The organism is Paenibacillus sp. JSM ZJ436 (genome assembly GCF_044383795.1).
In the GTDB taxonomy this organism is placed as follows: domain Bacteria; phylum Bacillota; class Bacilli; order Paenibacillales; family Paenibacillaceae; genus Paenibacillus_AQ; species Paenibacillus_AQ algicola.
This window is the reverse complement of the sequence record NZ_JBISEO010000010.1, coordinates 94944-121404: the sequence shown is the minus strand read 5'-3', so window position 1 is coordinate 121404 and position 26461 is coordinate 94944. Positions and strand designations below refer to the sequence as shown.

Sequence of the window (26461 nt, the reverse complement as noted above, 5' to 3'; positions counted from 1 at the left end):
CTTCTCGCTTCCATGACAAAAGGGTTACATGAAAGACCACTATAGATGAAAAGGGGAATGAACATGCACAGAACGATGAAAAGACTGCCTTTGCTTTTAGCCGGATTATTGCTCACTTCACTGCTCGGAGCCTGCGGCGGGAAGACGGAGGAAGAAACGGTATCGGCCGCTGGCGGTACGGAAGAACTGAAGAAGATCGTCATTGCCGAGCCGCTTCATTTGACGGGGTATTTGCCGCTGTATGTAGCTCAGCGGGAAGGGTATTTTGAGAAGAGAGGTCTGGACGTTGAAGTCATTCAGGCGTCCGGCGGCGCGCATGTTACCGCTGTCGTCAGCGGAGATGCGTGGGGCGTGATCGGCGGTGCCGAGTCCAATGCGCTGGCGAACAAGAACAACTCTGACCCCATCGTTTCTGTCGTCAATGTCGTGAACCGGGCTAACGTGTACCTGATGGCGAAGAGTGGTACCGGACCAGCAAGCAATTCCCCGGAGGACCTGAAGGCTTTTCTTGAAGGAAAGAAGATTAACGCTGGCCGTCATGGAGGTACACCGAACCTGTTGACCCGCTACCTGCTGGTCCAACTGGGTCTTGACCCGGCCAAGGATGTACAGCTGTTGGAGCCGGCGGACGGCTCGACCGTGGTCACGATGGTGCAGCAGGGAGCGGCTGATATTGCCAATGGCGCCGAGCCGCAGATTAGCGACGGGATGTCAAAGCAGGTCTGGGACGAGCCGTTTTACAAGTTCCATGATCTTGGCGATTTTGCTTACTCGGTGCTCAGTGTAAAGAAGTCTACGATCGAGAAGGATCCGGAAACGGTGCAGAAATTTACCGATGCGATCATCGAGGCGCTGCAGGCCGTGCAGAATGATAAAGAGCTGGCGGCGAGCATCCTTAAGGCGGAATTCCCGACGCTTTCCGAGGAGGCGCTGCAGGCGTCCATGGACCGTGCGTATGAAGATCATCTATGGAGTCTGGACGGCATGATTTCCGAAGAAGCGTTGAAGAACGATATGGAGGTTATGATTCAAACCGGTATCTTTACAGGCGATTATGCGTATGACGAGCTGGTTGATATGCAGTTTGTGAGAAACGCGCAGCCGTGATGAAGCGAAAAAGCTAGGATTCTTAACCCGAGTAATGACTAAAGGAGAGATTAAAGATGAGAACATTGGAAGAGCTGGTCAAGGAAACACGCACGGCGGTCATTGTGGTGGATGTTCAGAATGATTACTGTCATCCGGATGGGGCTCTGCCCCTTTCCGGCTGTGATCTCAGTGGAGTCAAGAGCATGATGCCGAATTTGCAGGAGCTGTTAACGCAGGCGAGAGCAAACGCGGTTCCGATTATATTCATTCAGACCTTTCATGAGAAGGCTACCGATTCCGAAGCCTGGGTAACCCGTTCCTCGGGCCGTTCGTCAGCAGTATGCCGTACGGGCAGCTGGGGCGCTCAGTTTTACGAGGTCTGTCCGGAAAAAGAGGATGTGATCGTCAACAAGCACCGATACAGCGCATTTGTAAATACGCGGCTTGACTCCGTGCTGCACACGTTGAAGGTCGAGACCCTTGTCATGACAGGAGTAAGCACGAATGTGTGTGTTGAATCGACGGCCAGGGACGGCTTCATGCGGGATTACAACATCGTGCTCGTCCACGATGCATGCGCTTCGTATTCCCAGAAGGCCCATGACATGACGGTGGAAAATATTGAAGGCTACTTCGGGAAGGCGGCTACTACTCCTGAGCTGATTCGTTGCTGGGAGCAGTCTGGCCACCACAGTGATGAAGTGCTAAGGCCGGCGCAGCCGGCAGTGAGCTGATGGCCGTGTGAAAGGCATGTCAAGCGATTCCCTTCGTCTGACCCAATATACGATCTGTTTGGGAGCGCTGCTATCTAATTTGTCTGCAGGGATGTTCAACATTGCACTGGTAGATATTGCGGACTCCCTTCAGGTAAGCCTGCCTTCTGCACAATGGGTTGTCACCGTCTACCTGCTTGTTATTTCTGTGCTGTTGCCCCTGATGGGAAAGCTGGGCGACCGGATCGGAAGAACAAAGGTGCACAATGCGGGCTACTTCATTTTCCTTGCCGGAGCGCTGGGCTGTGCACTGTCGCCTTCCTTGCCGCTGCTTATTGCTTCGCGGGTTGTTCAAGGAGCCGGGGCCGCTATGTATCAGGCGACGAATATGGCGCTTATAATCAGTGTGTTTCCTAAGGATCAGCGCGGCAGGGCACTGGGATTGATCAGTACATTTGTCGCAGCGGGCTCACTGGCGGGACCTGGCCTTGGCGGCCTAGTGCTGGAATGGTTCAGCTGGCGGACCGGCTTCTGGCTGCTAACGGCGCTGGCGCTGACAGCCTGGCTGCTCGCAAACCGGCTGATTCCCAAAGATGCTCCCTCCGGCGCTGGGAAACCAGATCTTGCCGGAGCCGCCCTGTTCGCCGTCTCGCTGACGGTTTTGGTCACATCACTGAGCCTGGGAGGAAGCTACGGCTGGGTATCCTGGCAGGTTCTCGCTCCCATCATCGCGTCTCTTGCCGGCTTCCTGCTGTTTACGGCAAGGTGCTTAACCCCGCGGCCTGGCAACCGGGAGCCATTTATCCAGCTGCGGCTGTTTCGGGAGCCGGGCATTGCCGCCGGTATCGGTGTGACGCTGGTCACGTATTTGGCGGCCTTCTCCGCGCAGCTTCTTCTTCCGGTGTTTTTTCGGAGTGAACTGGAGCTGGGACCGGCTGCCGCGGGGATGATTATGATGGGATATCCGCTGTCACTGGTTATTTTTTCTCCGTTATTCGGAAGCTTGTCAGACAAGCTGGGGACGTATCCCTTGATGTCGGCCGGTCTGCTGCTGATGGCCGGAGCGGCAGGAGCGATGAGCTTCTTGTCCGCTTCTTATCCAGTGCTTGCCGTGCTTGCCTTGATTGTGCTGCTGGGCGGGTCCATGGGCATGATTACTTCCCCTAATAATTCTCTCATCCTGGGCCGCGCAAGGAAGTCCGAGCTGGGGCTTGTCAGCAGCCTCATCGCGCTCTCCCGCAACCTCGGCATGATGCTAGGCACCGCAGCCGGGGGAGCGGCGCTCGGCTTCAGAGATCAGGCTCTTGGCTTTCGCAGCCTGTTCCTGCTCTGTGCGGTGCTGCTGCTCCTGACCTTTGCGGTCTTCGCGCTGTCGTTTCGGTCTTCGCGGTCCAAGGAGTTTAGGGAGATCGAGGGCTAGCACAGCAGTGCCGGGTTAAGGAGTGGATTTCGTCACTCCCAGGGCTGGTCATCCTCCACCGCCGCCTGAATTTCCTCGTGTCCAATATTTACGTAGCCGTAGCCTGATTCCAGATGCTGCCTCATAGCCTGCTCCTTGATGAACCGCGGGCTTGCTTCGCCGTTTTCCTCGTCATATACTAAGAGGATTCCGTCGCTTTTCCGCAGCAGGAGCTCGTCTCTTGCTTTGAATTGCCAGCTGCCCTCATACCCTTTTTTGCTGACTGAGGTATAGAAATCGACTTGCCTGATCAGTCCCTGAAAATAGGTCTTTTTCTCCTCATTCCACTGCTCCTCCGGATGGCTGTAGGCTGTTACAATGGAGCACTTTAACTGGGGATACCTGGACTTCAGACGGATTGCCGCCTCGATGGCCCAGAGATCGACGCCGTATTGGCCGGGAGTGAGCACCCACTCCAGTCCGTCTTCCAGAAAAGGGATCAAGCGCGATTCGATCGCCTTGATAATATAGGGGATGCCCTTATGCTTGTTGCTGTATACGCCGAGCTCGTGAGCCCGGTAGCCGGTGATCAGAAGATTTTTCAAGGGTGACACTCCTTCGGGTTGATGCCTCTACTATAGCATAGCAGACCGGATGGCTGCCGATGTGTTACAGAACAGGGAGGATTGGGTAATAGGATTGGTGGCGAAAAATTATGGAGTCGACAGGCAGGAGGAAATCATTTTGAAAAAATGGACAACAGGATTATTAAGCGTGATATTGGCATTTGGACTGGCTGCATGCAGTAGTGACAATGAGGCTGAGGAAGCAGGTACGGCAACGCCGCCAGCGAACACCGAGCAGCCCGCAGAGAACGGAGAAACCGTGACCGAGCCTGCCGAAGCACCAGCAGAGGAAATGACAGAGACACCGACCGTAGATGAGCTGATTCAAAAAAGCGCCGAAGCCGGCGAGAATTTGAAAAGCTTCTCGATGACTTCTGATATTGAGCAAAACATCAGCCTGGGTGAAGAGCAGCAGAACGTTAGCATTCAGATGATGGTAGATACAACGATGGACCCGATGCAAATGTATCAGGAAATGACGATGGATATGGGAGAGCAGGGCAGCCAGGAGCTGAAGCAGTACATTTTGGAGGATAGTGTGTACTCCGGAGTGGAGGGCGAATGGTACAAAATGCCGGATGCTGAAGCCAAGCAAATTATCGACAGCATGGCCATGACCTCACAGAGTCCAGAGCAGCAGCTGGAGCAGTTCAAGACGATTGCCGAGGACACGGAAGTCAGTGAAGATGGCGATCACTATGTGCTGACAGCCGATGTTTCTGGCGACAGCCTGAAGGAGCTGGCTCAGACTTACATGAACCAGACTGGTGGTAACGATGCGCAGACGCAGGCGATGCTGGAGCAGATGGACATCAAGAGCATGAAGATCGTGTATGGCATCCATAAAGAGACGTACCTGCCGATGGAATCAACGGTAGATATGGTCATGGAAATGGCGGAAGGCGACCAGAAGATTACACTGGAAATGAAAATGACCAGTGACTACAGCAAGCACAATGAAATCGAGAAGATTGAGGTGCCGCAGGAGGTTCTGGACAGCGCGAAAACGATGGACAACGCCGCCTAAGCCTTAAGGCGCGAGTCTGGCGAGAGTGAGCAGTGCAGGGCCCCGCAGGTCAGTGTGAATATATTATAATGAAGAAAGCGGCAGTGCCGGAGGGAACTCTGCACTGCCGCTTTTTATGGCTCCTGCTTAATACACTGTGTTCGCGTCGTAAAGACTCTGGCAGGGAATGCTCAGTAGAAGGAGGAACCGATGATGAATGAAGTCAGTGACCATCTGGATTACGGGCTCTCGGTCATTTTTATTGGCTTTAACCCTAGCCTGCGCTCTGGTGAAAGTGGACATCATTATGGTAACCCGCGTAATCACTTTTGGCGTATTTTGCAGCAATCGGGCATGACTCCAAGGCTGTACCATTTTTCCGAGGATCGGGAGCTCTTGAAGCTGGGGTATGGCTTTACGAATATTGTCGCGCGGCCTACCCGTGGAATCGACGATATTACACGGGAGGAATATGCCGCCGGGCGAAAGCTGCTGTACGACAAGCTCATGCAGTATAAGCCGAGCATCGCTTGCTTTGTCGGGAAGGGCGTATACACGGAGTTTAGCCGAAAATCCCGGGCGGAATGGGGCTTTCAGGCGGAGCCGGTCATTCCGGAGGTCAGAGAATTTGTCGCTCCGTCTTCCAGTGGGCTGGTACGGATGAGTATGGAGAGCATTGTAGAAATTTATAAGCAGCTGGGCAGCAATCTGGCGCAGGATTCACAAGAATCAGAGTAATACAAACAGCAGGCCACCCGGAAGAAGAGCTTCCAGGTGGCCTGCTGTCTGTGTTCGCTGCGCGGAGCCGTGGGTTAGTTCCCATCGGGGAATTGCAGCAGCTCCGGTGCAACAGGCGGTACGAGTCCTTCTGCGGCAGCGCGCTGGAGCAGGGCAGCTACGGCGGCATGGCCGTCTTGACCGAGGTCCTTGGTATATGCATTGACATAAAGCTGGATATGCGACTTGGCAACGTCCGGGTCCATCTCCTGAGCATGCTGCATGACATATTCCTGGGAAGCCAACGGGTCGTTCCATGCCTGCTCCACCGAAGCGTGAATCCAGGACGTAATCCGGGTCAAATCCAGCGACCGGCGGGCAATGATGGCGCCCAGCGGGATAGGAAGACCGGTATCCTGCTCCCACCAGCTTCCGAGATCGGTCATCAGCTGCAGGCCATAGGACGGATAGGTGAAGCGGGCTTCATGGATGACGAGTCCGGCGTCGACATGGCCGTCGCGAACGGCAGGCATGATCTCGTGAAAAGGCATCACGACGATCTCGCCCAGACCGCCGGGAATCTGCTGGGCTGCCCACAGGCGGAACAGCAGATAAGCGGTGGAGCGTTCGCTCGGTACGGCCACGCGGCGGCCGCTCAGCTGGGACGGCTCTGCCGCGGCGCTTTCCCGTCCTGAGGTTAGCACGAGCGGACCACAGCCGCGTCCCAAGGCGCCTCCGCATGGAAGCAAGGCATATTTCTCCAGCACCCAGGGCAGAGCGGCATACGATATTTTGAGAATATCATGGGACCGGGGATCTTCTCCCGCAGCCCAGTAATTGGTCACATCAATATCGGCATAGGATATGTCGAGCTCCGGTGCGCCGGGAATCAGTCCATGCGCCCAGGCATGAAACACAAAGGTGTCGTTAGGACAGGGGGAGTAAGCAATCTTCAGCATTTCTCATACCACCTCCGTAAGTATGGAGCTGGCCGCCTCCAGATGTTTCAGGGCACCTGGAATGTCCCAGGCTTCTCTGTCTCGGAGGCCGACACGGTTAGATATTGCACGAAGCTCAAGCACAGGCAGCTTGACGTCCGCTGCCGCCTGCGCTGCGCCGAAGCCTTCCATGGCTTCAGCCGCCGCGAGCGGGATGCGGGCTGACCGCGCTGCAGCGGTCTCTGCAGTGCCTGTCGCCGTCGAAACCGTCAGAATAGGACCACAGACTGCCTGGAGACCGGCGCGGTTCAGCGCCTCGGTCAGTGCGCGTGTGATGGGCTCGGGGGCGGCAATCGTAGACGAGCCAAAGCCCAGCTCATCGACGCTGAGAAAGCCGCCGGGGGACTCCGCGCCGAGATCGGCTGCGATCATGCGGTCAGCGACGACGAGTCCCGCTTGGCCCGCTTGTCCGTCGAATCCGCCGCCGATGCCGGCACTAATCACGAGGCGATGGCGTCCGCCGCCTGAGGCTAGAACTCTTGCGGTAGCCGCGGCCGCCGCGGCCGGGCCGACACCGGCAGCGATGACCTCAAACCGGTCATCGCCGTTCAGGCCCCGCAGGATGGCTTCCTGCTCGGGAGCTACGGCGGTAACAATTAAAATGGATGCCTCTTCATAATGGGACAATGACGTTCACTCCTTCTGACTGCTGCTCTATGGGATAAGCTGTGTTTTTAATAAAAAAGCTTACTGCAATATGTCTATAACGTTATAACGTTCCGGTGCAATTGTAAAGGGCAGTCCATTTGGTGCAATGAGAATCGGAGCAGATCCCTTTTATGAATGTAAAAAAACACCAATTTTATAGATGTTGAAATAGGCATCAGGTATAATGAGGTGACAACTCAGTAGAGACGAAAGGACCGATATCATTGCGCAAAAAGGGATCTAACGGACAGGAAAGCAGAGCCAGACTGCTGGAAGCAGCAGCTCAAGAATTCGCACGTTCAGGCTATCATGAAACGAAGATCAGCACGATCGTGTCCCGGGCCGGGTTAACCCAGCCGTCCTTTTATCTTTATTTTCAGAGTAAGGAAGCAATTTTTAAGGAACTGATGGAGCTGTTTGAGATTCAATTCAAGGAAATGGGCAGGCATAGCAGGGAAGAGGCCGGTGACCCGGATAACGTGGGCGAGGAAGCAAATCGCCGCGAGGCTGCCGAGGGCCAGATGTACCGGGAGCTGGCAGGACTATTCGGTTTTCTGGGGAAAAATCAGGATTTGACGCAGATTGGTTTTTTTACAGGAACGCAGTCGGCGGCACTAAAGCGCAGGCTGATGTCGGCCATCCACAGCGATTTTGCTGCAAAGCAGCAGAACGGCCATTTCCGGCATGATGCTGATATGGAGATTGCTGCGGAATGTCTGCTGGGGACGATCGAATGCCTCACCCGGGAACAGCTGCTCACGGGCAAACGTCCGCCGGAGGAGCTGGCACAGGAGGTGGTGCGGCTTTATTTACTCGGCTTGATGGCATAATGTTCTAACATTTTATACATATGGGTAATGTAAAGCCGCCTCTTCAAGCGCTGAAGAGGCGGCTTTTGATACTTTTTACACATAAAGATCGTCTACCCGTTACGGCTTGACCATCTCCGGGGTGTAATCACTGGATATATAGGTGAAGCTTGCAGCTTCCTTCATATCGGCAGGGTAAATGGCGGCCGGATCCGGCAAGGTCAGGGAATAGTGGATCTTTGCTTTGCCATCCTCGGTGAATTCAATCCGGTCAATGCGAACACCATAGCCGGGGGCTGGCAGCTCGCTGCGTGTAATGGTGACCTTGTTGACGTCGTCATTTACTTGTTCGACAGACAAATCAAGGACAGCTTCACTCTGATCCTCTTTCACTGCGGTCTGATTGGCTACAAACTCTGCAGCCTTGGATACCATAACCGCTGCCTCCAGGCGGGTAACAGGGGCATCAGGATGGAAATACCCTTTCTCATCAAGCTCGGCAATTTGGGTCAGGAGCAGAAACTGGAGCGCCAGGCGGTGCTCGGGGTCGATATTTCCTTCGTCTTTAACGTTAATATACATTTTGACGGTTGGGAAATCTCCTAAGGCTTCAATACCGCTGTGAAGCAGCTCTGCGAATTGAATACGGCTCATCGCCTTTCCCGCTTTAAAGCTGGCATCCACGGCTAGACCGTTCTCTGCTGCAATCCGGACCGAAGAGCTGTACCAAGCTTGCTCCGGGAGCGCTTTCGCCCATGCTGGCACTTCGGCGGCAGACGCCTTCAAGTTCAGTGCCTTCACGACGAGCTGTACCGCCTGCCCAGATGTCAGCTGCGCGTTTGGTGCAAATGTGTCCGATGTCATTCCTGAAATCACACCCTGCTGCTGCAGGCGTTCAACCCGGTCGGCCTCCTCACCCTTAGGCAGATCGGAAAAAGCAAAAGCGGACGTTCCGGTCACAAGCAGTGATGCGGCAGCTATGCTGATCATGGATTTTTTGAATTTCATCATTTCTAACACCTCCTGTATACATTGACGAACGCTTCATCGTGAGAGTTGCAGGATACGAGACAAAAATGATAAAAATTTCTTATTTGAGAGCCTCCAGCGATGGGGCGGATTCAATGGGCGGCTGTTTCCCGCGCTGCAGCTCGCGGAGCGACAGGCCGAAATCCATCTGCAGATGCGGATAATCGGGAAAGCTGGCCCAGTCGCCTCCCCACTGAAATCCAAGGTCCTTGGCGATCGCAACGACCTCCATCCAGTCGGACTTCCCGTTTCGGTTCCCGTCATACTCCAGATCCCAAATGACCTGTCCCTCATTATTCCAAAGGGCAAAGTCAATAGCCAGACCGTAATTGTGCATGGATTGGCCTCCCCGGGCTTGGGTAACGATATCTCCGGGAGCTGATCTTCCCTGCTCGTAGAGCCGATCCTGCTCCTCATGAGAGCGGTAGCCGTCGGTCACAATAATCTTGATGCCAAGCTCGCGGGTCTTGGCGACAAGCCGGTTTTTTTGAGCCAATACGACGGGGTGCAGCTCTGTGATCGGGGCGGCGGGCGTTGTATTCTCCTCGGGGAGGAGATGAAAGGGCTGATCCTGTACCTGTATATATATAATAACCAGCAGGATGGCGGCGATGATCCATCGGGTGGGACTTTTACGTTTGGGTTTTACTTGTGCGGTAGCCATAGCTTGGGTGGTTAACCTGCCTTCCCTGAAACAAAATCAACAGTTTATGAGCTTGTCCTTCTATTATAGCGGGTCACGGGGATGGGCATCTACTCGGCTAAAGGCTGGTTTTAACGAAGGAAGGCAAGGGGGAGAGCAGGTATAATAATGGACCGAGCTTCGCAAGCTATATGAAAAACAGGAGGCAGAGCATGGACAGAGCGCCTGCATTATGTCATCAGATTGGTATGCTGACAGGGGCCTTAAGCGGCCTGCAGCATTCAGGTTTAGGAGATTCCGGAGAACTGAAAGGGCTCATGCAGCAGATAGAGCAGCTTCATGGACGACTGCAGGAGCTGCAGCTGGAGGAGAGGGCAGCAGGCTCCAGTGAAAGCATGGGGACGCGGCAGGAGCTGGTCCAGTGCCGGGTGGAGCTTTCCCGGTGCATGGAGCTGTTGACACAGCAGCAGGACCAGGCAGCCGAGCAGTATCGCCGGGTGCTGGGAGACGGCAAACCGGCCTTTGAGCAGCTAAGTCATGAAGAGCAGATGCGGGAGGCGCCGGAAGCGGCCGCGCTGCGTCAGCAGTATCAGGAATTAAAACAGGTGGGCAGGCAGGTTCAGCGGCTGAACGAAGGCTTGATGGATGCCGGTTACAGACTGGATCGAGCGTATGAGGCGACAAGCAGCAGCGGAGCAGCAGAGGTGGTGGATGCTGGCGGTGATGTTGAGATACCGCCGTTTAGCTGACAGCTGGTGCGGCGTAGGGGTAGAGCAAAGAGCAGGTGATCCAGAGGATCACCTGCTCTTTGCTTGCGCCCGGTGCGCGGGCGTGCCACGAACACGAAATTTCGCGTTGGATGGGCGCGCCAGGCGCAAACATGCGCCACGAACACGAAATTTCGCGTTGGATGGGCGCGCTTGGCGCAAACATGCGCCACGAACACGAAATTTCGGCGTTGGATGGGCGCGCTTGGCGCAAACGAGCGCCACGAACACGAAATTTCGCGTTGGATCGGCGCGCTTGGCGCAAACGCGCCACGAACGTGAAATTTCGCGTTGGATGGGCGCGCCAGGCGCGAACATGCGCCACGAACGTGAAATTTCACGTTGGATGTGCGCGCCAGGCGCAAACATGCGCCACGAACACGAAATTTCGCGTTGGATGGGCGCGCCTAGCGCAAACATGCGCCACGAACACGAAATTTCGGCGTTGGATCGGCGCGCTTGGCGCAAACGAGCGCCACGAACACGAAATTTCGCGTTGGATCGGCGCGCTTGGCGCAAACGCGCCACGAACACGAAATTTCGCGTTGGATCGGTGCGCCAGGCGCGAACGAGCGCCACGAACACGAAATTTCGCGTTGGATGGGCGCGCTTGGCGCAAACATGCGCCACGAACACGAAATTTCGCGTTCGTTAGCCTCGCGCTCCCTACCGTGGCCCTAGCTTCCGGCTGCTTCCGTGCGGCGGCGCGACAAAGCCTCTTCCAGCCGGCGCATGGCTTCCTGTAATGTAGCAGAAGTGCAAGCGACGTTCATTCGCATGAAACCGTCGCCTACTGTTCCGAAGGAAGCGCCGTTATTCAGGCCCAGCTTCGCGTCCTCTACGAGGAACTTGGACAGCTCCTTATCGGGAAGTCCCAATGCTCTGAAGTCGAGCCACAGCAGGTAGGTAGCTTCCGGCAGCCATACTTTGACCTCTGGTGTATGCTCAGCGATATAGTCGCGTACATATTCCATGTTACCCCGAACGTAAGTTAGTAGCGCGTCAAGCCACTCCCCGCCTTCACGATAGGCAGCTTCTGTAGCGGCGGCACCCAGAGGAGTGATTGCGCCCATAGCGAAGGTTTCGAGCGTCTTGGCAAATTTGCGCTTCAGAGAATCGTTAGGGATGATCAAATTAGCTGTATTAAGTCCTGCGATATTAAAGGTTTTGCTCGGTGCTGTGCAGATGATTGAGCGCTGGGCTGCATCCTCAGACAACGCAGCAAACGGCGTATGCGCTCCGGGCTCAAACACAAGGTCCGCATGGATTTCATCGGAAACAACGAGCACATCATGCTGCTGACACAGCTCAGCGATTCGGCTCAGCTCTTCACGTTTCCATACCCGACCTACCGGGTTATGAGGACTGCACAGAATAATCATCTTTGTTCGTTCTGCGGCAAGACAGCGCTCCAAATCCTCGAAATCAATATCGTAGCGTCCATCCTCATCCTGTACCAGCACGTTCTCGATAAGCTCCCGGCCCTGGTCCTTCACCACGCGATAAAAAGGAGGGTATACCGGGGTCTGGATGACGACGCCATCGCCTGGCTCCGTCAGGCTGCTGACAAGCATGCTCAGTGCTGGGACGACGCCGGGGCAGAATTGGATCCATTCCGGCTTAATCGACCATTGGTGACGGGATTTCATCCAGCCGCAGACGGCCTCCAGATAGTTCTGACTTGGTAGTGTGTAACCGAACACACCATGGTCCACACGGTCGTGCATCGCCTGGATGACGGCCGGAGGTGCTGCAAAGTCCATGTCGGCTACCCATAGCGGCAAGGCATCGGTAACACCAAAAATCGTATGGACGTGATCCCACTTCAGGGACGAAGTTTCTGTGCGGTCAATATTCAAATCAAAGTTCATAACTATCTCCTCCAAGATCGTCTTTATCTAATGTCTGTCAGTTTGAGAGAGACTTCTCATAGTTCGAAATCAGAAACCTAAGCAGCAACCCAAGTCGCAACCCAACAACCCACAAAAAATAAACTAATCTACAGCAGCACGCCCATGCTCATGCCCTATGCTGCTAAGATCCGGGATAAAGGAATCAGGGCGGTCAGGGTCAAGACGCTCAGCAGCGTCGAGAACAGAACCGTCTGAGCCGTAAAATCCGGCTCGTTCTGGTATTCTTCGGCCAAAATGGACGCATTTACGCCGACCGGCATTCCGGAGGCGAGAATAAGCGCTTGGGCCGGAATACCTTTCAGCCCAAGAGACAGTACGATGAGGATGCCAATGACAGGAGCGGCGAGCAGCCGGATGGCTACACTGAAATAAATTTCCTTGCGGTGCAGCCGCAGCGGATATTTAATCATCTGCGCTCCCAGCGTTAAGAGCGCAATTGCGACCAGAGACTGATCGGCATAGATCAGGGGCCGGGCCAGAAACTCCGGCAGCGGAATAGAACCGATCTGGAACACCAGACCGGCAACGAGCGCATAGGGTACAGGCAGCTTCAAGAATCCGATCAGAGCCTGCCGGTATAGCCCTTGAGTCTTCGCTCCCTGAATCGAGAATACACCGTATGTAAAGGTCAGCAGCGCTTGCATCGTCATAATAAGAGCCTGCAGTGACCCCGCCAGCGCATCTCCTTTAAAGGCAAGCTCGTTCACCGGAAGTCCGTAATTGCCTGAATTGTCCAAGATCAGTGCATTCGTAAATGCAGCCCGCATGCCGCGCGTAAATTTCAGCCGGGCAGAGCAGAGTCTTCCGATGAGATAAAGCGCGGTAACATATATGGAATAGTATAGCACGATGGTGCCAAACAGCTCGGCGGACATTTCTGATTCATACATACTCATGAACACCACGGCCGGAGTAATATAATAGAAATTGATCTTGGCCAAGGTGTACAGGTCAAGCTGGAAAGCCCGCTGCATCAATACCCCCGCGCCGATGAGGATAAAGATAGGCAGCACTACTTCTAGCAGGATGCCGATAATCATGACGGTATATTCATCTTCTTTCCGAAAAATGCATTTGACAGTCATTATACCACGGCATCGACTTCTGTCACGCAAAAAAGCCGAGGTCCCTGGCGCATCACAGAATGGACCGGAACGTTCAGATCACGGTACATCCTGCTGCCCAAAAGAGCTCCTCGGCCTTCATTGCTAAATCGTTCACGCTGGGGTTATTGAGGGTTCGTCGTCCAGATTCCGGCCGTTTTGACAAACACGCGGGCAGGCAGCTTCAGGGCTGCCAAAGCCAGGGCCGCAACATCCTCCGGCTGCATCATCCGGTCCTCATCACCGATTTTCAGCCCGGCATGAACAGCAAGCTCGGTATTTACCGTGCTTGGCGTCAGCGCCGTCACCCGGATGTTATGCTTGCGAACCTCCTGCAGCACAGCCTCGGTCAGGCCCATTACGGCAAATTTAGAGGCATTATAAGCCGACCCGGTGGCGAATCCGCGTTCACCTGCAGTGGAAGAAATATTAATGACATCGCCAGAGCCGCGTTCCATCATGCTAGGCAGCACCGTGCGGAGCATATGGTAGGTTCCCATCAGATTGACATCAATGATTTTTTTCCATTCCTCGGTTTGCATCTCCAGCAGATTGCCAAATTGGGCAATCCCGGCGTTATTAATCAGGATGTCAATGGCACCCAGCTCCTGACTAATGACAGCAAATGCCGCCTCCACTTCACTCTGCAGCGAGATGTCTGCGGCAGCGCCGATCGCTTTAACCCCGTATTGCTCTGTAATCAATTTGCTGAGCGACTGCAAATCCTCGGCGGTTCGGGCAATCAGCCCCACATGTACCCCTTCACTGGCCAGAGCGATCGCCATAGCGCGCCCGATGCCCTTGCCGGCGCCAGTAATAATAGCGGTCTTATTCTTCAAGCTCATCTGATCCACTCCCGATTGTTTATAGTATTAGCTGTCTATATAAGTATACCCCGTGGAAGGGGTGCTGATTGGAGATTAGTATCTGCAGCGCAATTACTGCTTGTCCGGCTCCGGGTACTCCTCACCCAACGTATCTACAGTAACATTTTTCATCACCGGCGGGTCAACTACCGTTTCTCCCTTGGTTTGCAGATTGGCAATCTCATCAACGACGTCCAGCCCTTCAATAACCTTCCCAAAAGCGGCATAACTGCCGTCCAAAAAATCAGAATCCGCGTGCATGATGAAAAACTGCGATCCCGCAGAGTTCGGATCTTGTGCCCGGGCCATAGATAATACACCCTCCGTATGCAGCAGATCGTTCTGGAAGCCGTTGGCCGTAAACTCTCCTTTGATGCCGTAGCCCGGTCCGCCGGTTCCGTTCCCGCTTGGGTCACCGCCTTGAATCATGAAGCCGGGAACGGCGCGGTGAAAGCCAAGACCATTGTAAAAGCCGCTATCAACAAGTGAAATAAAGTTATTCACTGTGTTCGGGGCGACTTCAGGGTACAGCTCGGCCTTGATGATGCCTCCGTTCTCCATCTCGATCGTGACGACCGGGTGGCTGGCGTCCGGATTCGGAACATTAAGCTCGGTTTCCGGCTCCGCTGGAGCTTCCTGAGTCGAGCTTCCATTGCTGGTGTTATTACTGGTCGTTCCACTGTCTGCATTCTCCCGGGACTGATCATTTCCGCAAGCGCCCAGCAGCAGCATGACGGTGAGCAGCAGAGCCCAGAGCGTCATCGTTTTAGTTCGGTTTTTCATGACAATCAATATCCTCCTTGACAATAGTCTAGCCTGAGTTTATCACAAGCGGAAGATGCCCCGCATCTGTTGGCCAGATTCGGGGCATCCTTGATCGTCATGCGAACGGATTTATTCCGCTCCATCCTCACCGTCGTCATGCTGCGGGGTTTCTTTATGGTTTCGGGTGCCGTCAGGAAATTCGTGTTCCAGGCCTTCGGGCAGTGTGCTGCCATCCGGGTAGGAGTCTTTCGCAAACAGGCCGGATTCCTTATTAATGTCCCGCTCGTTCACTAATGAATGCTCTAATCTGTCCTTACCCTTATCGCTGGAATTGCTGGAATTCATATCAAGCCCTCCTTATCATCCAAGTCATATACGGTTAAAAATCCTCCGGCAGCTTGCGCACCTCATCGCCGTCCACGCCGCCTGCACCGTTCAGCAGATCGATTCCGTGCTGATCCTGATCCGCAGGAAAGGCAGGGTCAACCGGGCTGTCCGCCTGCAGGGTGTCGGCATCCGGCACGTCCTCCAGCGGCCCGTCTTCAGCGTCGCTGCCTGCAGCGTCTTCGGTCATGTCAGCCTCCATAAAAGCATTTTCCTCTGGCGCTTCCTGGCTATAAGCCGGATTGTACTGTGGAACACTATGCAGATACGTACTATTGGCGTCCTCACCTAGAGGCTCGTCATATTGCCGCGGGGTCTCTCCCGCATATCGCGATTCCTCCGAAGGGGAATCGTTCTCCGGCTCTGCCCCGGACACTCTCCAGGCTTCCATCGCGCTTGCATCCGGGTTCAGCTGGCGTCCATGATTCCCGTCTGCCGGGCCGGCCTCATCCTGGCTGAAGCCGCTGTGATCGGCCTCCTCACTGCTCAGGCTCTGGCTCGTGGTAGTCTGCATATTGCGCGTTTCATCCTCCGGGATATCGGTCATCGGGTCCAGCGGATCCATGCTCTCGTATTGTAAACGGACTACATCTGAAAATGAGTTGCGGTTCAATTCATTACGCATAATATTCATCTCCTTATCAGGATACATAGTCAGTGCTTCGTTTCTGTATACGGAAATTACCCGCTGATGGAAGATTGAATCCTGCAGGGCAGGCTTTCCCCGCTTTCGCTCCTAGTGTGCCCTTATGAGGGTGCAGCAATTACTCCGCCACCTTTTTTCTCACAAAGCGGCTGCAGTCACCATCGGCCTTTTGGTGCATCAGCGCAAAACAAAAGCGGTGATTCAACAGGACATGATCCCCTGAATCTACCGCTTAAATGATGAGCTTAACGCGTCAGCGTCTTGCCAGACAAAATAATGGAACGCTCCACCAGCACATCCATGGCATCTATGGCACATTCCCGGTAAAAATCCGTGAGCGTAATACAGGACAGCTCTGTACATGCAAGAATTACGGCGCGGCACTGCTGCTCGTAAACAAGGGTATGGATGAGTGCTTCCAGCTTGGCTGGGCTTACATCTTTGTTTCCCTTAACGTCATCATAAATAATTTCCATGGCCAGCTGCTGCAGCTCTTCCTTCGGCTCATGAAGCTCCAGACTGTATTTCTCCGCGCTAAGGCGGTATATTCCACTGGATATCGTGCCATTGGTCGCCAGAATGCCGACTTTGCTGCCTGCCCCGAACCGCTGCTGCACCTGCTTCATCGTCTCGTCAACCATATGAATGAGCGGGATCGAGGTCATCCTCTGCATATCCTCAAAGAAATAATGGGAGGTGTTGCATGGAATCGCAATATGATGGACTCCTGCCATTTCCAGCAGCCTGAGATCACCGGAAATCGCCTCCAGGAAATCCTCCTTGTTGCCTTTCTGAATGACCTGGGTTCGGTCCGGAAGTCCGGTATGGTTTAGAATGACCATATCGATATGCTCTTGATCGTTGCTCGCTGCGGTATGCTCAATCACCTTTTCGAAAAAAACCGAGGTCGCTTGAGGACCCATGCCGCCGATCACGCCCAGTTTTTTATTGTCCATGGTTCAACAGCTGCCTCTTTTTAAAATCATTCACAATCTGTGCCTCGTGAAAAGGAATTTCAGTCGTACCAATAATCTGGGAGGTTTCGTGGCCTTTTCCGGTAATCAGCACAATATCGTCTTTTTCAGCTAAGGCAAGCGCATATTCAATCGCTTCTTTGCGGTCCACAATCCCTTTAAAAGAGCCGTGATGCTCCTGCATCGCAGCAGCTATGTCTGCAATAATGGCATCCGGATCCTGATCCTTCGGATTATCGGAGGTAATGACCGAGAAATCCGCATGCTGTGCAGCGACTCGTCCCATTGCGCGGCGTTTGTCCAGCCCCAGCTTTCCGGGTGCGGCATAAACACCAAAGACGAGGATAATGCGGCTCTTGGCATAGGGGCGAAGCGTGGAGAGCACCTTTTCCAGGCTATCTTCAGTATGAGCGAAATCCACAATCACGGTGTTATGGTCATCCCGGTAGACGACCTCCATGCGGCCCTTAATGCCTTCTACGGCCTGAATTCCCGCCTTGGCCGTTTCCAGTGGGATTCCGCTGGCATACGCCCACGCCAGGGCCGCAAGGCTGTTCAGCACATAAATGCTGCCCGGCAGGCGGACCTCCAGCTCAATGGAGCCGGCAGGGGTGTGCGCAGTAAAGCGCGTGGCGTCAATCGCATAGGAAATATTGCTGGCGTAAATATCAGCGTCCTGCTCCAGGCCATAGGTCAGCAGGGCTGCAGGCCGAGAGCGCAGTCTCTGGATCAAAAGGGCGCCGTATGGATCATCCGCATTAATAATATTGCAGCGGGAGGTCATGTCGAACAGCATGGCCTTCGCTTCGAAATATTCCTCCATACTGCGGTGAAGCTCCAGATGATCCGGCGTCAAATTGGTAAATATGCCGGTGTGAAACGAGCTGTAAGCTACCCGTTTCAGGCTCAGGGCGTGGGAGGATACCTCCATGACACAGGTATCAATGCCGCGCTGGGCCATCTCCGCAAAGGATTGCTGCAAATAAAGTGCCTCAGGGGTCGTATTCTTGTTCTTTCGCAGCTCCTCACCGATCAGCGTTCCGATCGTCCCGATGATGCCGGAGGATTGACCGGCTTGATCCAGAATGGATTTGATAAAATAGCTGATCGAGGTTTTGCCATTTGTGCCGGTAATTCCTACCATATTGAGCTTCTCGGTCGGCCGGCCGTAGAAGTTGGCGGAGATTCGCGCCAGCGCATCCCGCGTATCCTGTACCTGCAGCAGCGTGAGGGTGGACGGCGCGGAGAGCGGGAGCTCCACAGGCTGCTCGGCCACAATGACGGCAGCGCCTTGAGCGATCGCTGCTGGAATATATCGGTGTCCATCGACAGTAAATCCGGATATAGCCACAAAGATGGCGCCCGGCATCACTTCACGTGAGTCAAAGGCGACGCTGCTGACTTCCTGGTTCAAGTCGCCCTGGATCCGCTCAAAAGCCAAGTCCTGAAGGACGGAGGATAGTATCAAGGCATACAGCCCCTTTCTATATATGTAGTTCCACACAGCCAGTCTGTGCATATGGATTTCATATCTCATTTGGGTATATAGACCCTTTCCGGCTGGAGGAATCAAGTAGTACTCTCAAATCTCATTCATCTATTCATCAGAGGTTCATATAATAGCGGCAATCAGGTCATCAAATAATAATAATACTTCTTGTCCCTGCGGAATACAAATCTATTTGCGGCAGCGTCAGGGCGTGGGAGGAGCCTGTGCGTTTTTGTGCTTCTAACAGAAAAAATGCGAGCTTTCATTTCATTTCATGATATATTGATAGAGACGTTGCGAATCATGTCGATTGCTGTATTTTATCGCTGCTACATATATATAGAGAAGGACTGAGGTGTCGCAAAAAGATGGCCGTGCCCCTGAAAGACCTGAGCGACTTCGTAATGGGGAGCTCGTTTGCTTTTATTGCACTTGTGATGCTGTTTTGCCTGCTGTTTCTGCCAAGGCATACCCGGACGAGCTGGCTTGCATTGACCCTGGTGGTCGGCTCCTGCGGTGTGCTGCTCATGACGTATTCACCATTCTTATACACCTATTATGAATCGTATTCCTGGTTGTGGGTGACGGCTTTCGATGCGGCACTGTTTACGCTGCTGCCTTCCATGACCTTTTATTTCGTAAAAATATACGGTCCCGGTCCATACCGGCTTACCAGCCGCCTGCTCATGTTCCAGACACTATATTCCTTGCTGTGCGCGGTTTTTTTGATGATCATGACGCTTTCCGGTACTGATTATGATGGAATCTACTACTTTTTTACCGTCTATCTGCTGGGCATGATGATGATCCTCCAGGTGCTGTACCTGGTGGGACTAAGCATTTTATCTGCCATCCGCAAGAATAAGGACGCCTACATTTTCTCCGCGGGCTTTATGCTGCTCGCCGGAGGAGCGCTTACGGATCTGCTGCTGTTTTATGCTTTTGGCCGCGGTCATCAATTTGTGTACTGGAAGTGGGGCATTCTTGCGTTTATCCTGTCGCTGATGATTATGCTTGGCCGTAAATTTATTCGTGGACATGATCAGGTGGTGCAGTATTCCAAGGAGCTGGAAATGTTCAACAATGAGCTGCAGCGATCGGAGAAGATGGAGATTATAAGCGAGCTCGCGGCTTCCGTCGCGCATGAGGTCAGAAATCCGTTGCAGGTGACACGAGGCTTTATGCAGCTTCTCGCCGAGAAATCGGAAGAAGGGCAAAAAGAGTATCTGAACCTGGCTCTGAAGGAGCTGGACCGGGCTTCAGGAATTATTACCGATTTCCTTACCTTTGCCAAGCCTGAGCTGGAGCAGGTGACCGTGCTGAATCTGGCAGAGGAGCTGCGCCATGTTACGGGAATCCTGAATCCGCTCGCTAATTTGAGCGGGGGCGTCATTCAACTGGAGGTCTCCAAGGGAGTATACATTGCCGGTAATGCCTCCAAGCTGAAGCAGGCGGTCATCAATCTCGTGAAGAACAGTATTGAGGCTCTGGAGGGAGAAGGCGTGATCAAGATCCGGGTGTTTAAGGATAAGGAGCATGCGGTCATCTCCATCCGGGACAATGGGGTCGGCATGGATATGCAGGAGTTATCCCGCCTTGGCGAGCCGTATTTCTCTAACAAGACCAAAGGGACCGGGCTGGGACTTATGGTGACCTTCCGCATTATTGAAGCGATGCAAGGGAAAATCCATTTTACCAGCCATAAAGGCATCGGGACGGAAGCGGTTATTCAAATTCCTCTGGCTTCTCCATAAATGATTGGAATAATAAACATTTATTATCAGATTTGGCTTAAGAAGCAGGGATAGAGAGCAAGTCCATCGAATGTATAACCATCGGAATGGATAGACATACACCCCAGATTATTCCTTTGGTTGAGGTGGGTTAATGAAATCGATTAGAGCTGTAATTGTTCTCCTGTTTCTTCTCATAATGGGAACGGTGGCTGGCGCAGGGATTGCCCAGAGTCATGCTTCGACACAAGTAAACGTGTCTTCCTGGAGCATCTCGTGGACCACTTCTGACGGCACTCCTCCGTCCAGACCGCCGGCAGACCTCCCTGAGGAGGCATGGAGACCTTACGGCTTGACTTCGCCTGAATCCTCACAGCTGAACGCTGTCTGGATCCGGCTTCAGGTTCCAGAGCTGAAAGGGAGCTCCCAGGGCATTCTGCTGGAGAATCTTCAGGGCAAGCGAATGACCATTTTTGCAGCTAATCATATCATTTACAAAGCGAACTATAACTATCAGCTCAATCAAATCCTCTTTCCGCTGCAATCTGCATTGTCCGGTCAATATATGTATATGTGGCTGGAAACCGACAACCCCAACCTCCGCCTGGAGGAGCGTGTGCAGTTCGGAGATTTTCAGCATTTGTTCAACGAGTTTCTGAGGAGTAGTCTGGACGACATTATTCTTGGCAGCACGCTGCTCTTTATGTCCGCCATTATGCTCGTCTGGAGCTTTTTTACGAATCGGCGTTACAGGCTTCACGTGCTGTCCCTCGCTCTAGTCATTCTTTCCGCCGGGGTGCTGGTTTTTACGTACTCTCCCTTCCTTTACACCGTGTTTGAGCATAAAGAAGAGCTCTTTACCCGCCTTTATGATCTGGCTTTGCTAGTTCTGCTGCCTTCCTTCAGCTTGTTTTTCGAGACGGTGTTCGGCTCGGGCTACCGTGGATGGCTGCGGACCATGCGCCGGCTGCAAACAGGCTATTCCTTGTTCTGTCTGCTGTTTATGTCCCTCAATATGCTCTCTCAAGGCCGGTACGATGAGTGGTATTATGTCCTGACTGCCAAAGCGCTCGGCATGATGATGATGGTTCAGCTCGCCGTGCTGGTGTTCAGCTCTATTATGTTTGCGGTGCGGGGAAGCCGGGAAGCGGTCATTTTCAGTGTGGGGCTGTGTCTGTTTGCCGGCATCAGCCTGGGAGAGCTGTTTCGCTTTTATATGAGTGGCGGCGAATATACACTGATGTATTGGAAGTGGGGGGCCGCGGGATTTGTGGTCGTGCTGATCATGATCCTGGGCAGGATTTTTACGCAGAACCATGAGCAGGTTATTCAGTATTCCAGAGAGCTCAAGATGTTCAATCAGGAGCTGCAGCGTTCGGAGAAAATGGAGATTATTAGTGAGCTGGCCGCATCGGTAGCCCATGAGGTCCGGAACCCGCTTCAAGTAACAAGAGGCTTTCTGCAGCTAATCAGCGGTAAATCACGGCCGGAGGAGCGGGAGTATTTGAATCTGGCTCTGGTGGAGCTGGACCGGGCTTCCGGAATTATTACGGACTTTCTGACCTTTGCCAAGCCCGAAAGCGGCCGGACCTCGGTTCTCCGTGTACTGGATGAGTTCACCCATATTGAGGGCATTCTGACCCCGCTGGCCCATCTGCATGGCAGCAAAATTACCGTGGACATTCCAACCGATCTGTGGATTCGGGGGAATTCCTCTAAATTCAAGCAGGCACTGATCAACATTGTAAAGAATAGCATTGAGGCGATCCAGGAGGAAGGAATGATTCATATTCAGGCCTATCGCCGGAATCAGGTCATATATATTCTCATTCGTGATAATGGGGAGGGGATGAAGGAGGAGGAGCTGGTCCGGCTGGGCGAGCCGTATTTCTCTAATAAGAGCAAGGGTACCGGGCTTGGGCTCATGGTCACCTTCCGGATTATTGAAGCGATGGAAGGACAAATTCAATATAGCAGCAAAAAAGGAGTGGGAACCGAAGCCTTGATTACTCTTCCTGCCGCGGTTAGCTAGTTCGCGGCAGGAAGAGGGCTTGTCCCACTCCTTCTTATGTTGTATGTAATTCACACTGGATGTCATGGTGTTGCTTCAGACTCATGTGCGGGAAGTAAATGTTACCACATTGCCTTTTCTTTGGCTTCCGACTTGATCACTCCGGAAGGATTCGGCGGGATCACCAGGTAGAACTCGTTACAGTTCTCTTCCACGGTTTTTACCTGAATGTGGTCGGGAATCCAGACACCAAGCGCTTCCTTGATCGCGGATCTCGGATCTGCCAGCAGCTTCGCCTTAAAGCTTGGATCCTCCCATGCTTTCTGGATCAATTGTGTTTGAAAGATGGCTTCTGTCGTCATTACGAATCACCCTTTCAAAATGGTTATTTATTACTTCAATAGAATAACATGGTATTAATATAAAATCTATTACTTTTTGGATAAAGTAGATAAAATAAAATTCAGACCTCCATGCTGCAGCAGCTGCCGACCGGATTCGATGTTTTCCGACTCCTCATGAAGCTGCTGGACCAGCGTGCTGTGGAAATCAATCAGATGTGGAAGGGTGGAAGGGATATCCTGCAGGCGCTGATGATTGGCGATCGCAATGTCCGTATAGAGGGTTAGAGCCTGCTGATGATAGACAGCCTGCTGCACTTCGGTGTGTCCTAGAGCGGATTCTGGCGGCAGCTGCCGCTCGGAGCGGATCAGGGAGAGCAGGCAATTATAGCTGCCATCGGCCAGATCCTGTTCCCAGTCAGCCCAGTCATCCATCATCTGCAGTGTGACCAGAACGACATCCAGAATGTCAGAGGTTTCCGGGATCTGTTCCTCCTGACCGGCCAGCAGCAGTACAGCTGTACTGCCCAGCTTAACAGGAGACGCTTTCTTGGCAATATGCAGCGGATTGATGTGAAATTCCCGGCCCTCCTGTTCAAATCCAACCCCTTCACACCATTCTCGAAGGTAGAGATCAAAGTAGCTCCAGAAGGGGCTCTCTGCCGGAAACAGGCCGCGGTACAATCTCATGAACTCATTGTAGAACAGATTGGCGAGCAGCAGCTGGGTACGAAAGCTTACAGGAGGAGCGGACTCGGCAGAGCTGTCCATAATATCATCCTGAATGAAGAAATAAAGCATGCCGAAAATGTTGGCTGAGGATAAAGTGCGGTACAGGGATGGGGTAAGCCTGGTAGAGTCTTGAAGCCAGAAGGGGAGCAGATAACAAATGTAATTCTTGGCGCTTTCCTGTTCAAACACGTTGAATTTGCTCAAATAATGGAGGCCTGTCTCATGGAGTGGAAAAGGAAACTGGGATATAGTCTTCTCACATGCTGCAAACACTTCCGTCAGGCCCTTTTCATAGGTTTCCAGCCATTTCATAGCGTCACCAACTTTACCTGAAATAAGAAGCTCAGCGATTGTCTACGAAGTGTTTTTACATACTTTTGATCATATCATATATCCCTTTAAAGTTAAATATTTACATTGAAGGTCTTTGTTTGATCTTCTTGTCCCGCGTTTATAAAAGAGATATGCAGCACTAAAATAATGCACCACAAATCAGGAGGTAATCCGATATGTCTAAAAAAATTGTTGGAGCATTTCATACAGAACAGGAAGCGACAAAAGCAATTGAGGATTTAAAGCAGCAGGGTTACAGCGCCGACGAAATTTCAGTCATTGCGAAGGATCGCGATGAGGCTCAGCATATCTCCGATGAGACGGAGACGAAGGCACCGGAAGGACTTGCATCCGGCGCAGCAACGGGCGGTGTCGTCGGAGGTGTAACGGGATTGCTGGCAGGGCTGGGTGCGTTAGCCATTCCCGGTATCGGGCCCATCGTAGCGGCAGGGCCGATTGCAGCGACACTGACGGGCGCTGCCGTGGGCGCGGGCGCCGGCGGACTTGTAGGCGGCTTGATCGGCCTGGGTATTCCGGAAGAAGAAGCGAAGGAGTACGATGAGTTTGTAGAAGAAGGGCGAATTCTCGTCCTTGTGGATACTGACGATCATCGCTCGGATGGCGTGTATGACACCTTCCGCCGCAATAATACACTGAATGCCCATCATTATGCGGGTGTAGGCGGGCTGAATACGGGCATGGATGATCCCGAGCCTTCCCGCGATGCAAGTCTTGGACATACCGGCAGCGGTATTGTACCAGGCCGCGCAGACGCTGAAGCCTCCGCCTCTTCCGCAGCTGGGGATGGAGGAGACAGCTCACTGGGAGACTCCTCATATGGCGGTGCCGGCTCGACCCTTGATCATGACCCTGAGGTTGCTGCTGCAGCCGAGGATACGGTTCAGGATCCGAACCTGTATCAGGGACAAGGTGCAGGATATGGCGGTGCTTCGAATCCGGATCCGAATTCTGCAGAGAATATCAAGCTGGCAGAAGAAGAACAAAGAGGAGCTGCGGCGGCAGCAGATGATCTGAATAATCGCAGAGACCGCCGCTAAATATCTCCAGTTCTATGCTGAAGGCCACCCGGAGTTATACTTCCGGGTGGCCTTTTTAGGGTGTCGAAGACAAGATACGGAGCTCACCCGATCGAAAGGAGTGTCAGGTGCTAAACTTTGTGGATTCCGTCATTATTTCAGCGGCACTGCTGCTGCTGACCGGTGTGCTGACGACTAAATTTTCTTCACGCTTCGGCATGCCGGCGCTGGTCATTTTTATTGTCATCGGCATGGTCTTAAGCCGCTACATCTACTATGATGATGCGGAGATTACCCAACTGGTAGGGGTGTTTGCGTTGATCGTTATTCTGTTTCAGGGCGGGATGCAGACGGATTTCAGAGAGATTAAGCCGGTCATTGGACCGGCATTGTCTTTGGCTACACTAGGGGTGCTTCTGACTACGGTCGTCATCGGAATCAGCGCGTCCTTCATTCTGGGGCTGCCCCTTGCTGAGGGACTGCTGATCGGCGCGATTGTAGGGTCTACAGATGCGGCAGCTGTATTCTCCGTACTGGGCGGACTGAACTTGAAGCAGAGAATCAAGGCGACGCTAGAAGCCGAGTCGGGCAGCAATGACCCGATGGCGGTATTTTTGACGGTATCTCTGATTGAATGGATTCAAGGCTCAGAGGCCGGCATTCTCGGTATGGTCCTGTCCTTTATCCGGGAAATGGGTCTCGGGATGATCGTTGGAGTGCTGCTTGGCATGCTGGCTGTCTACGTGATTAACCGGATTAATTTTGACTCCTCTGGCTTATATCCTGTCATGGCGATGGGCTTTGCTGTCCTGACCTACGGGCTGGCCGAGACGGTGATGAGCAGCGGACTTCTGGCAGTATATGTGATGGCCCTCGTTGTCGGTAATACCGAGCTGACCTACCGCCGCACGATTCTTGCCTTTAATCAAGGCTTCGCCTGGATGATGCAGATTGTCATGTTCGTGCTGCTGGGCCTCCTCGTATTTCCCTATCAGCTATCGGACATTGCCTGGGAAGGGCTGCTGTTGTCCCTGCTTCTTATTGGTGTCGCCCGGCCGGTCGGAGTTATGGCCAGTCTGCTGTTTACCTCTTTTCCTTTCAGCGAGAAGCTGCTGGTAGCCTGGGCGGGACTGCGGGGTGCAGTTCCGATTGTGCTTGCTACCTATCCGATTCTGGCGGGATTTACGAATGGACAAATGTTCTTTAATGTTGTCTTCTTTGTTGTGCTCACCTCAGCCATCATTCAGGGCACAACCATTGCTCCATTAGCGAAGATGCTGCGGCTCGTCAATCCGGATCCTCTGCTGCAGTCCTCGCAGCTGGAGCTGTACGCCCTGGGCAAGGGGAAGGCTGAAATCAATCATATTCAGGTGCAGAAGCATATGAGTGTGATTGGCAAAGAGATTCAGGAGCTGGCATTGCCGGACGATATCCTGTTTACCGCGATCATTCGAGGGGATCAGATTCTGACTCCCAGGGGCAGCACCGTGATTCAGGAGGGTGACACGCTATATGTCATGTGCTCCAAAGCGAAGCGTCAGCAGATGAGAAATCTGCTCGGAGTAGGGACGTCTGCGTATAACAAACATTCATAAAAAAGTCTCCTTCATCACATCCTCATATCTAGTGCGCCGTAAAGGCTTGCGATATAGAAAAAAATCTGTTAAGATGAATATACAGATTTAGAATA

The 26461-nt window shown here is 53.1% G+C and carries 25 protein-coding genes and 1 pseudogene; 11 read left to right on the top strand and 15 right to left on the bottom strand.

Going from position 1 to position 26461, the window contains the following annotated elements; genetic code table 11:
• Nucleotides 1–63 precede the first annotated feature (63 nt).
• Genes ACH6EH_RS13995 through ACH6EH_RS13985 form a run of 3 tightly spaced genes read left to right on the top strand, consistent with a single transcriptional unit; the run spans nucleotide 64 to nucleotide 3222 of the window.
• Complete coding sequence (locus ACH6EH_RS13995; RefSeq protein WP_138224909.1) at nucleotides 64–1107, top strand: ABC transporter substrate-binding protein; 1044 nt, start codon at nucleotides 64–66, stop codon at nucleotides 1105–1107.
• A gap of 56 nt (nucleotides 1108–1163) precedes the next feature.
• Complete coding sequence (locus tag ACH6EH_RS13990; RefSeq protein WP_397332764.1) at nucleotides 1164–1823, top strand: cysteine hydrolase family protein; 660 nt, start codon at nucleotides 1164–1166, stop codon at nucleotides 1821–1823.
• A gap of 16 nt (nucleotides 1824–1839) precedes the next feature.
• Nucleotides 1840–3222 carry an MFS transporter gene (locus tag ACH6EH_RS13985; RefSeq protein ID WP_397332763.1) on the top strand — a complete coding sequence of 461 codons (1383 nt, stop codon included), beginning with the start codon at nucleotides 1840–1842 and terminating at the stop codon, nucleotides 3220–3222.
• Nucleotides 3223–3254: 32 nt separating this feature from the next.
• Here the strand turns inward: ACH6EH_RS13985 and ACH6EH_RS13980 are convergent, their stop codons facing one another.
• Nucleotides 3255–3806, bottom strand: coding sequence for an SLOG family protein (locus tag ACH6EH_RS13980; protein ID WP_208203394.1), 552 nt, complete (start codon nucleotides 3804–3806; stop codon nucleotides 3255–3257).
• A 139-nt stretch (nucleotides 3807–3945) separates the two neighbouring features.
• On the opposite strand from ACH6EH_RS13980, the gene ACH6EH_RS13975 reads away from it, so the two are divergent.
• Both ACH6EH_RS13975 and ACH6EH_RS13970 read left to right on the top strand, forming a co-directional pair.
• Nucleotides 3946–4854 (top strand): DUF6612 family protein, encoded by a 909-nt coding sequence (locus ACH6EH_RS13975; RefSeq protein WP_397332762.1) that lies wholly within the window; start codon nucleotides 3946–3948, stop codon nucleotides 4852–4854.
• A 192-nt stretch (nucleotides 4855–5046) separates the two neighbouring features.
• Complete coding sequence (locus tag ACH6EH_RS13970; RefSeq protein WP_397332795.1) at nucleotides 5047–5571, top strand: mismatch-specific DNA-glycosylase; 525 nt, start codon at nucleotides 5047–5049, stop codon at nucleotides 5569–5571.
• Between the two features lie 74 nt (nucleotides 5572–5645).
• Here the strand turns inward: ACH6EH_RS13970 and ACH6EH_RS13965 are convergent, their stop codons facing one another.
• Complete coding sequence (locus tag ACH6EH_RS13965; RefSeq protein WP_397332794.1) at nucleotides 5646–6506, bottom strand: 1,4-dihydroxy-6-naphtoate synthase; 861 nt, start codon at nucleotides 6504–6506, stop codon at nucleotides 5646–5648.
• Between the two features lie 6 nt (nucleotides 6507–6512).
• On the bottom strand, nucleotides 6513–7175 hold the full coding sequence (locus ACH6EH_RS13960; RefSeq protein ID WP_397332761.1) for a futalosine hydrolase: 663 nt from the start codon (nucleotides 7173–7175) through the stop codon (nucleotides 6513–6515).
• A 245-nt stretch (nucleotides 7176–7420) separates the two neighbouring features.
• On the opposite strand from ACH6EH_RS13960, the gene ACH6EH_RS13955 reads away from it, so the two are divergent.
• Nucleotides 7421–8026: a TetR/AcrR family transcriptional regulator gene (locus tag ACH6EH_RS13955; RefSeq protein ID WP_397332760.1), complete on the top strand. Its 606-nt coding sequence runs from the start codon at nucleotides 7421–7423 to the stop codon at nucleotides 8024–8026.
• 99 nt (nucleotides 8027–8125) lie between these two features.
• Here ACH6EH_RS13955 and ACH6EH_RS13950 read toward each other — a convergent pair whose 3' ends face one another.
• Both ACH6EH_RS13950 and ACH6EH_RS13945 read right to left on the bottom strand, forming a co-directional pair.
• Nucleotides 8126–9016 carry an S-layer homology domain-containing protein gene (locus tag ACH6EH_RS13950; RefSeq protein WP_397332759.1) on the bottom strand — a complete coding sequence of 297 codons (891 nt, stop codon included), beginning with the start codon at nucleotides 9014–9016 and terminating at the stop codon, nucleotides 8126–8128.
• A 79-nt stretch (nucleotides 9017–9095) separates the two neighbouring features.
• On the bottom strand, nucleotides 9096–9698 hold the full coding sequence (locus tag ACH6EH_RS13945) for a M15 family metallopeptidase (protein ID WP_397332758.1): 603 nt from the start codon (nucleotides 9696–9698) through the stop codon (nucleotides 9096–9098).
• 191 nt (nucleotides 9699–9889) lie between these two features.
• Between ACH6EH_RS13945 and ACH6EH_RS13940 the strand changes: the two genes are divergently transcribed.
• The gene (locus ACH6EH_RS13940; RefSeq protein WP_397332757.1) at nucleotides 9890–10426 is read left to right on the top strand and encodes a hypothetical protein; all 537 of its coding nucleotides are present in this window, start codon (nucleotides 9890–9892) and stop codon (nucleotides 10424–10426) included.
• Between the two features lie 695 nt (nucleotides 10427–11121).
• On the opposite strand, the gene ACH6EH_RS13935 is transcribed toward ACH6EH_RS13940, so the two are convergent.
• The 8 genes from ACH6EH_RS13935 to ACH6EH_RS13900 all read right to left on the bottom strand — a co-directional run bounded on the left by ACH6EH_RS13935 (nucleotide 11122) and on the right by ACH6EH_RS13900 (nucleotide 18614).
• Nucleotides 11122–12315, bottom strand: coding sequence for a MalY/PatB family protein (locus tag ACH6EH_RS13935; RefSeq protein ID WP_208203387.1), 1194 nt, complete (start codon nucleotides 12313–12315; stop codon nucleotides 11122–11124).
• A gap of 155 nt (nucleotides 12316–12470) precedes the next feature.
• On the bottom strand, nucleotides 12471–13397 hold the full coding sequence (locus ACH6EH_RS13930; RefSeq protein ID WP_138224926.1) for an AEC family transporter: 927 nt from the start codon (nucleotides 13395–13397) through the stop codon (nucleotides 12471–12473).
• A 188-nt stretch (nucleotides 13398–13585) separates the two neighbouring features.
• Complete coding sequence (locus ACH6EH_RS13925) at nucleotides 13586–14305, bottom strand: 3-ketoacyl-ACP reductase (RefSeq protein ID WP_397332756.1); 720 nt, start codon at nucleotides 14303–14305, stop codon at nucleotides 13586–13588.
• Between the two features lie 93 nt (nucleotides 14306–14398).
• Nucleotides 14399–15109 (bottom strand): peptidylprolyl isomerase, encoded by a 711-nt coding sequence (locus tag ACH6EH_RS13920; protein ID WP_397332755.1) that lies wholly within the window; start codon nucleotides 15107–15109, stop codon nucleotides 14399–14401.
• A 111-nt stretch (nucleotides 15110–15220) separates the two neighbouring features.
• On the bottom strand, nucleotides 15221–15436 hold the full coding sequence (locus tag ACH6EH_RS13915; protein ID WP_397332754.1) for a hypothetical protein: 216 nt from the start codon (nucleotides 15434–15436) through the stop codon (nucleotides 15221–15223).
• A 34-nt stretch (nucleotides 15437–15470) separates the two neighbouring features.
• Nucleotides 15471–16100 (bottom strand): hypothetical protein, encoded by a 630-nt coding sequence (locus ACH6EH_RS13910; protein WP_397332753.1) that lies wholly within the window; start codon nucleotides 16098–16100, stop codon nucleotides 15471–15473.
• A gap of 266 nt (nucleotides 16101–16366) precedes the next feature.
• The gene (cuyB, locus tag ACH6EH_RS13905; RefSeq protein ID WP_397332752.1) at nucleotides 16367–17077 is read right to left on the bottom strand and encodes a cysteate racemase; all 711 of its coding nucleotides are present in this window, start codon (nucleotides 17075–17077) and stop codon (nucleotides 16367–16369) included.
• Nucleotides 17067–18614, bottom strand: coding sequence for a UDP-N-acetylmuramoyl-L-alanyl-D-glutamate--2,6-diaminopimelate ligase (locus ACH6EH_RS13900; protein ID WP_397332751.1), 1548 nt, complete (start codon nucleotides 18612–18614; stop codon nucleotides 17067–17069). The genes cuyB and ACH6EH_RS13900 overlap by 11 nt, the downstream gene beginning before the upstream one ends.
• A gap of 338 nt (nucleotides 18615–18952) precedes the next feature.
• On the opposite strand from ACH6EH_RS13900, the gene ACH6EH_RS13895 reads away from it, so the two are divergent.
• Together ACH6EH_RS13895 and ACH6EH_RS13890 are read left to right on the top strand one after the other, a co-directional pair.
• Nucleotides 18953–20338: an ATP-binding protein gene (locus ACH6EH_RS13895; protein WP_397332750.1), complete on the top strand. Its 1386-nt coding sequence runs from the start codon at nucleotides 18953–18955 to the stop codon at nucleotides 20336–20338.
• A 133-nt stretch (nucleotides 20339–20471) separates the two neighbouring features.
• Nucleotides 20472–22349, top strand: a complete 1878-nt coding sequence (locus ACH6EH_RS13890; protein WP_397332749.1) for an ATP-binding protein — start codon at nucleotides 20472–20474, stop codon at nucleotides 22347–22349.
• Between the two features lie 101 nt (nucleotides 22350–22450).
• On the opposite strand, the gene ACH6EH_RS13885 is transcribed toward ACH6EH_RS13890, so the two are convergent.
• Both ACH6EH_RS13885 and ACH6EH_RS13880 read right to left on the bottom strand, forming a co-directional pair.
• The gene (locus ACH6EH_RS13885; protein ID WP_397332748.1) at nucleotides 22451–22690 is read right to left on the bottom strand and encodes an NHLP leader peptide family RiPP precursor; all 240 of its coding nucleotides are present in this window, start codon (nucleotides 22688–22690) and stop codon (nucleotides 22451–22453) included.
• 69 nt (nucleotides 22691–22759) lie between these two features.
• Nucleotides 22760–23713: a class 1 isoprenoid biosynthesis enzyme gene (locus ACH6EH_RS13880; RefSeq protein ID WP_397332747.1), complete on the bottom strand. Its 954-nt coding sequence runs from the start codon at nucleotides 23711–23713 to the stop codon at nucleotides 22760–22762.
• A gap of 197 nt (nucleotides 23714–23910) precedes the next feature.
• Here ACH6EH_RS13880 and ACH6EH_RS13875 point away from each other — a divergent pair.
• Both ACH6EH_RS13875 and ACH6EH_RS13870 read left to right on the top strand, forming a co-directional pair.
• A pseudogene (locus tag ACH6EH_RS13875) lies at nucleotides 23911–24405 on the top strand (general stress protein); the annotation flags it as partial.
• Nucleotides 24406–24899: 494 nt separating this feature from the next.
• Nucleotides 24900–26366 (top strand): potassium/proton antiporter, encoded by a 1467-nt coding sequence (locus ACH6EH_RS13870; RefSeq protein ID WP_397332746.1) that lies wholly within the window; start codon nucleotides 24900–24902, stop codon nucleotides 26364–26366.
• Nucleotides 26367–26461 lie beyond the last annotated feature (95 nt).

What these genes read in the sequence shown, in the direction of transcription:
- ACH6EH_RS13925 (WP_397332756.1), bottom strand. Translation starts at nt 14,305, where the DNA reads ATGAGCTTGAAGAATAAGACCGCTATTATTACTGGCGCCGGCAAGGGC.
- ACH6EH_RS13885 (WP_397332748.1), bottom strand. Translation starts at nt 22,690, where the DNA reads ATGACGACAGAAGCCATCTTTCAAACACAATTGATCCAGAAAGCATGG.
- ACH6EH_RS13915 (WP_397332754.1), bottom strand. Translation starts at nt 15,436, where the DNA reads ATGAATTCCAGCAATTCCAGCGATAAGGGTAAGGACAGATTAGAGCAT.
- ACH6EH_RS13945 (WP_397332758.1), bottom strand. Translation starts at nt 9,698, where the DNA reads ATGGCTACCGCACAAGTAAAACCCAAACGTAAAAGTCCCACCCGATGG.
- ACH6EH_RS13985 (WP_397332763.1), top strand. Translation starts at nt 1,840, where the DNA reads ATGTCAAGCGATTCCCTTCGTCTGACCCAATATACGATCTGTTTGGGA.
- ACH6EH_RS13930 (WP_138224926.1), bottom strand. Translation starts at nt 13,397, where the DNA reads ATGATTATCGGCATCCTGCTAGAAGTAGTGCTGCCTATCTTTATCCTC.
- ACH6EH_RS13910 (WP_397332753.1), bottom strand. Translation starts at nt 16,100, where the DNA reads ATGCGTAATGAATTGAACCGCAACTCATTTTCAGATGTAGTCCGTTTA.
- ACH6EH_RS13950 (WP_397332759.1), bottom strand. Translation starts at nt 9,016, where the DNA reads ATGATGAAATTCAAAAAATCCATGATCAGCATAGCTGCCGCATCACTG.
- ACH6EH_RS13880 (WP_397332747.1), bottom strand. Translation starts at nt 23,713, where the DNA reads ATGAAATGGCTGGAAACCTATGAAAAGGGCCTGACGGAAGTGTTTGCA.
- ACH6EH_RS13890 (WP_397332749.1), top strand. Translation starts at nt 20,472, where the DNA reads ATGAAATCGATTAGAGCTGTAATTGTTCTCCTGTTTCTTCTCATAATG.
- ACH6EH_RS13990 (WP_397332764.1), top strand. Translation starts at nt 1,164, where the DNA reads ATGAGAACATTGGAAGAGCTGGTCAAGGAAACACGCACGGCGGTCATT.
- ACH6EH_RS13940 (WP_397332757.1), top strand. Translation starts at nt 9,890, where the DNA reads ATGGACAGAGCGCCTGCATTATGTCATCAGATTGGTATGCTGACAGGG.
- ACH6EH_RS13920 (WP_397332755.1), bottom strand. Translation starts at nt 15,109, where the DNA reads ATGAAAAACCGAACTAAAACGATGACGCTCTGGGCTCTGCTGCTCACC.
- ACH6EH_RS13935 (WP_208203387.1), bottom strand. Translation starts at nt 12,315, where the DNA reads ATGAACTTTGATTTGAATATTGACCGCACAGAAACTTCGTCCCTGAAG.
- ACH6EH_RS13970 (WP_397332795.1), top strand. Translation starts at nt 5,047, where the DNA reads ATGAATGAAGTCAGTGACCATCTGGATTACGGGCTCTCGGTCATTTTT.
- cuyB (WP_397332752.1), bottom strand. Translation starts at nt 17,077, where the DNA reads ATGGACAATAAAAAACTGGGCGTGATCGGCGGCATGGGTCCTCAAGCG.
- ACH6EH_RS13895 (WP_397332750.1), top strand. Translation starts at nt 18,953, where the DNA reads ATGGCCGTGCCCCTGAAAGACCTGAGCGACTTCGTAATGGGGAGCTCG.
- ACH6EH_RS13995 (WP_138224909.1), top strand. Translation starts at nt 64, where the DNA reads ATGCACAGAACGATGAAAAGACTGCCTTTGCTTTTAGCCGGATTATTG.
- ACH6EH_RS13900 (WP_397332751.1), bottom strand. Translation starts at nt 18,614, where the DNA reads ATGCACAGACTGGCTGTGTGGAACTACATATATAGAAAGGGGCTGTAT.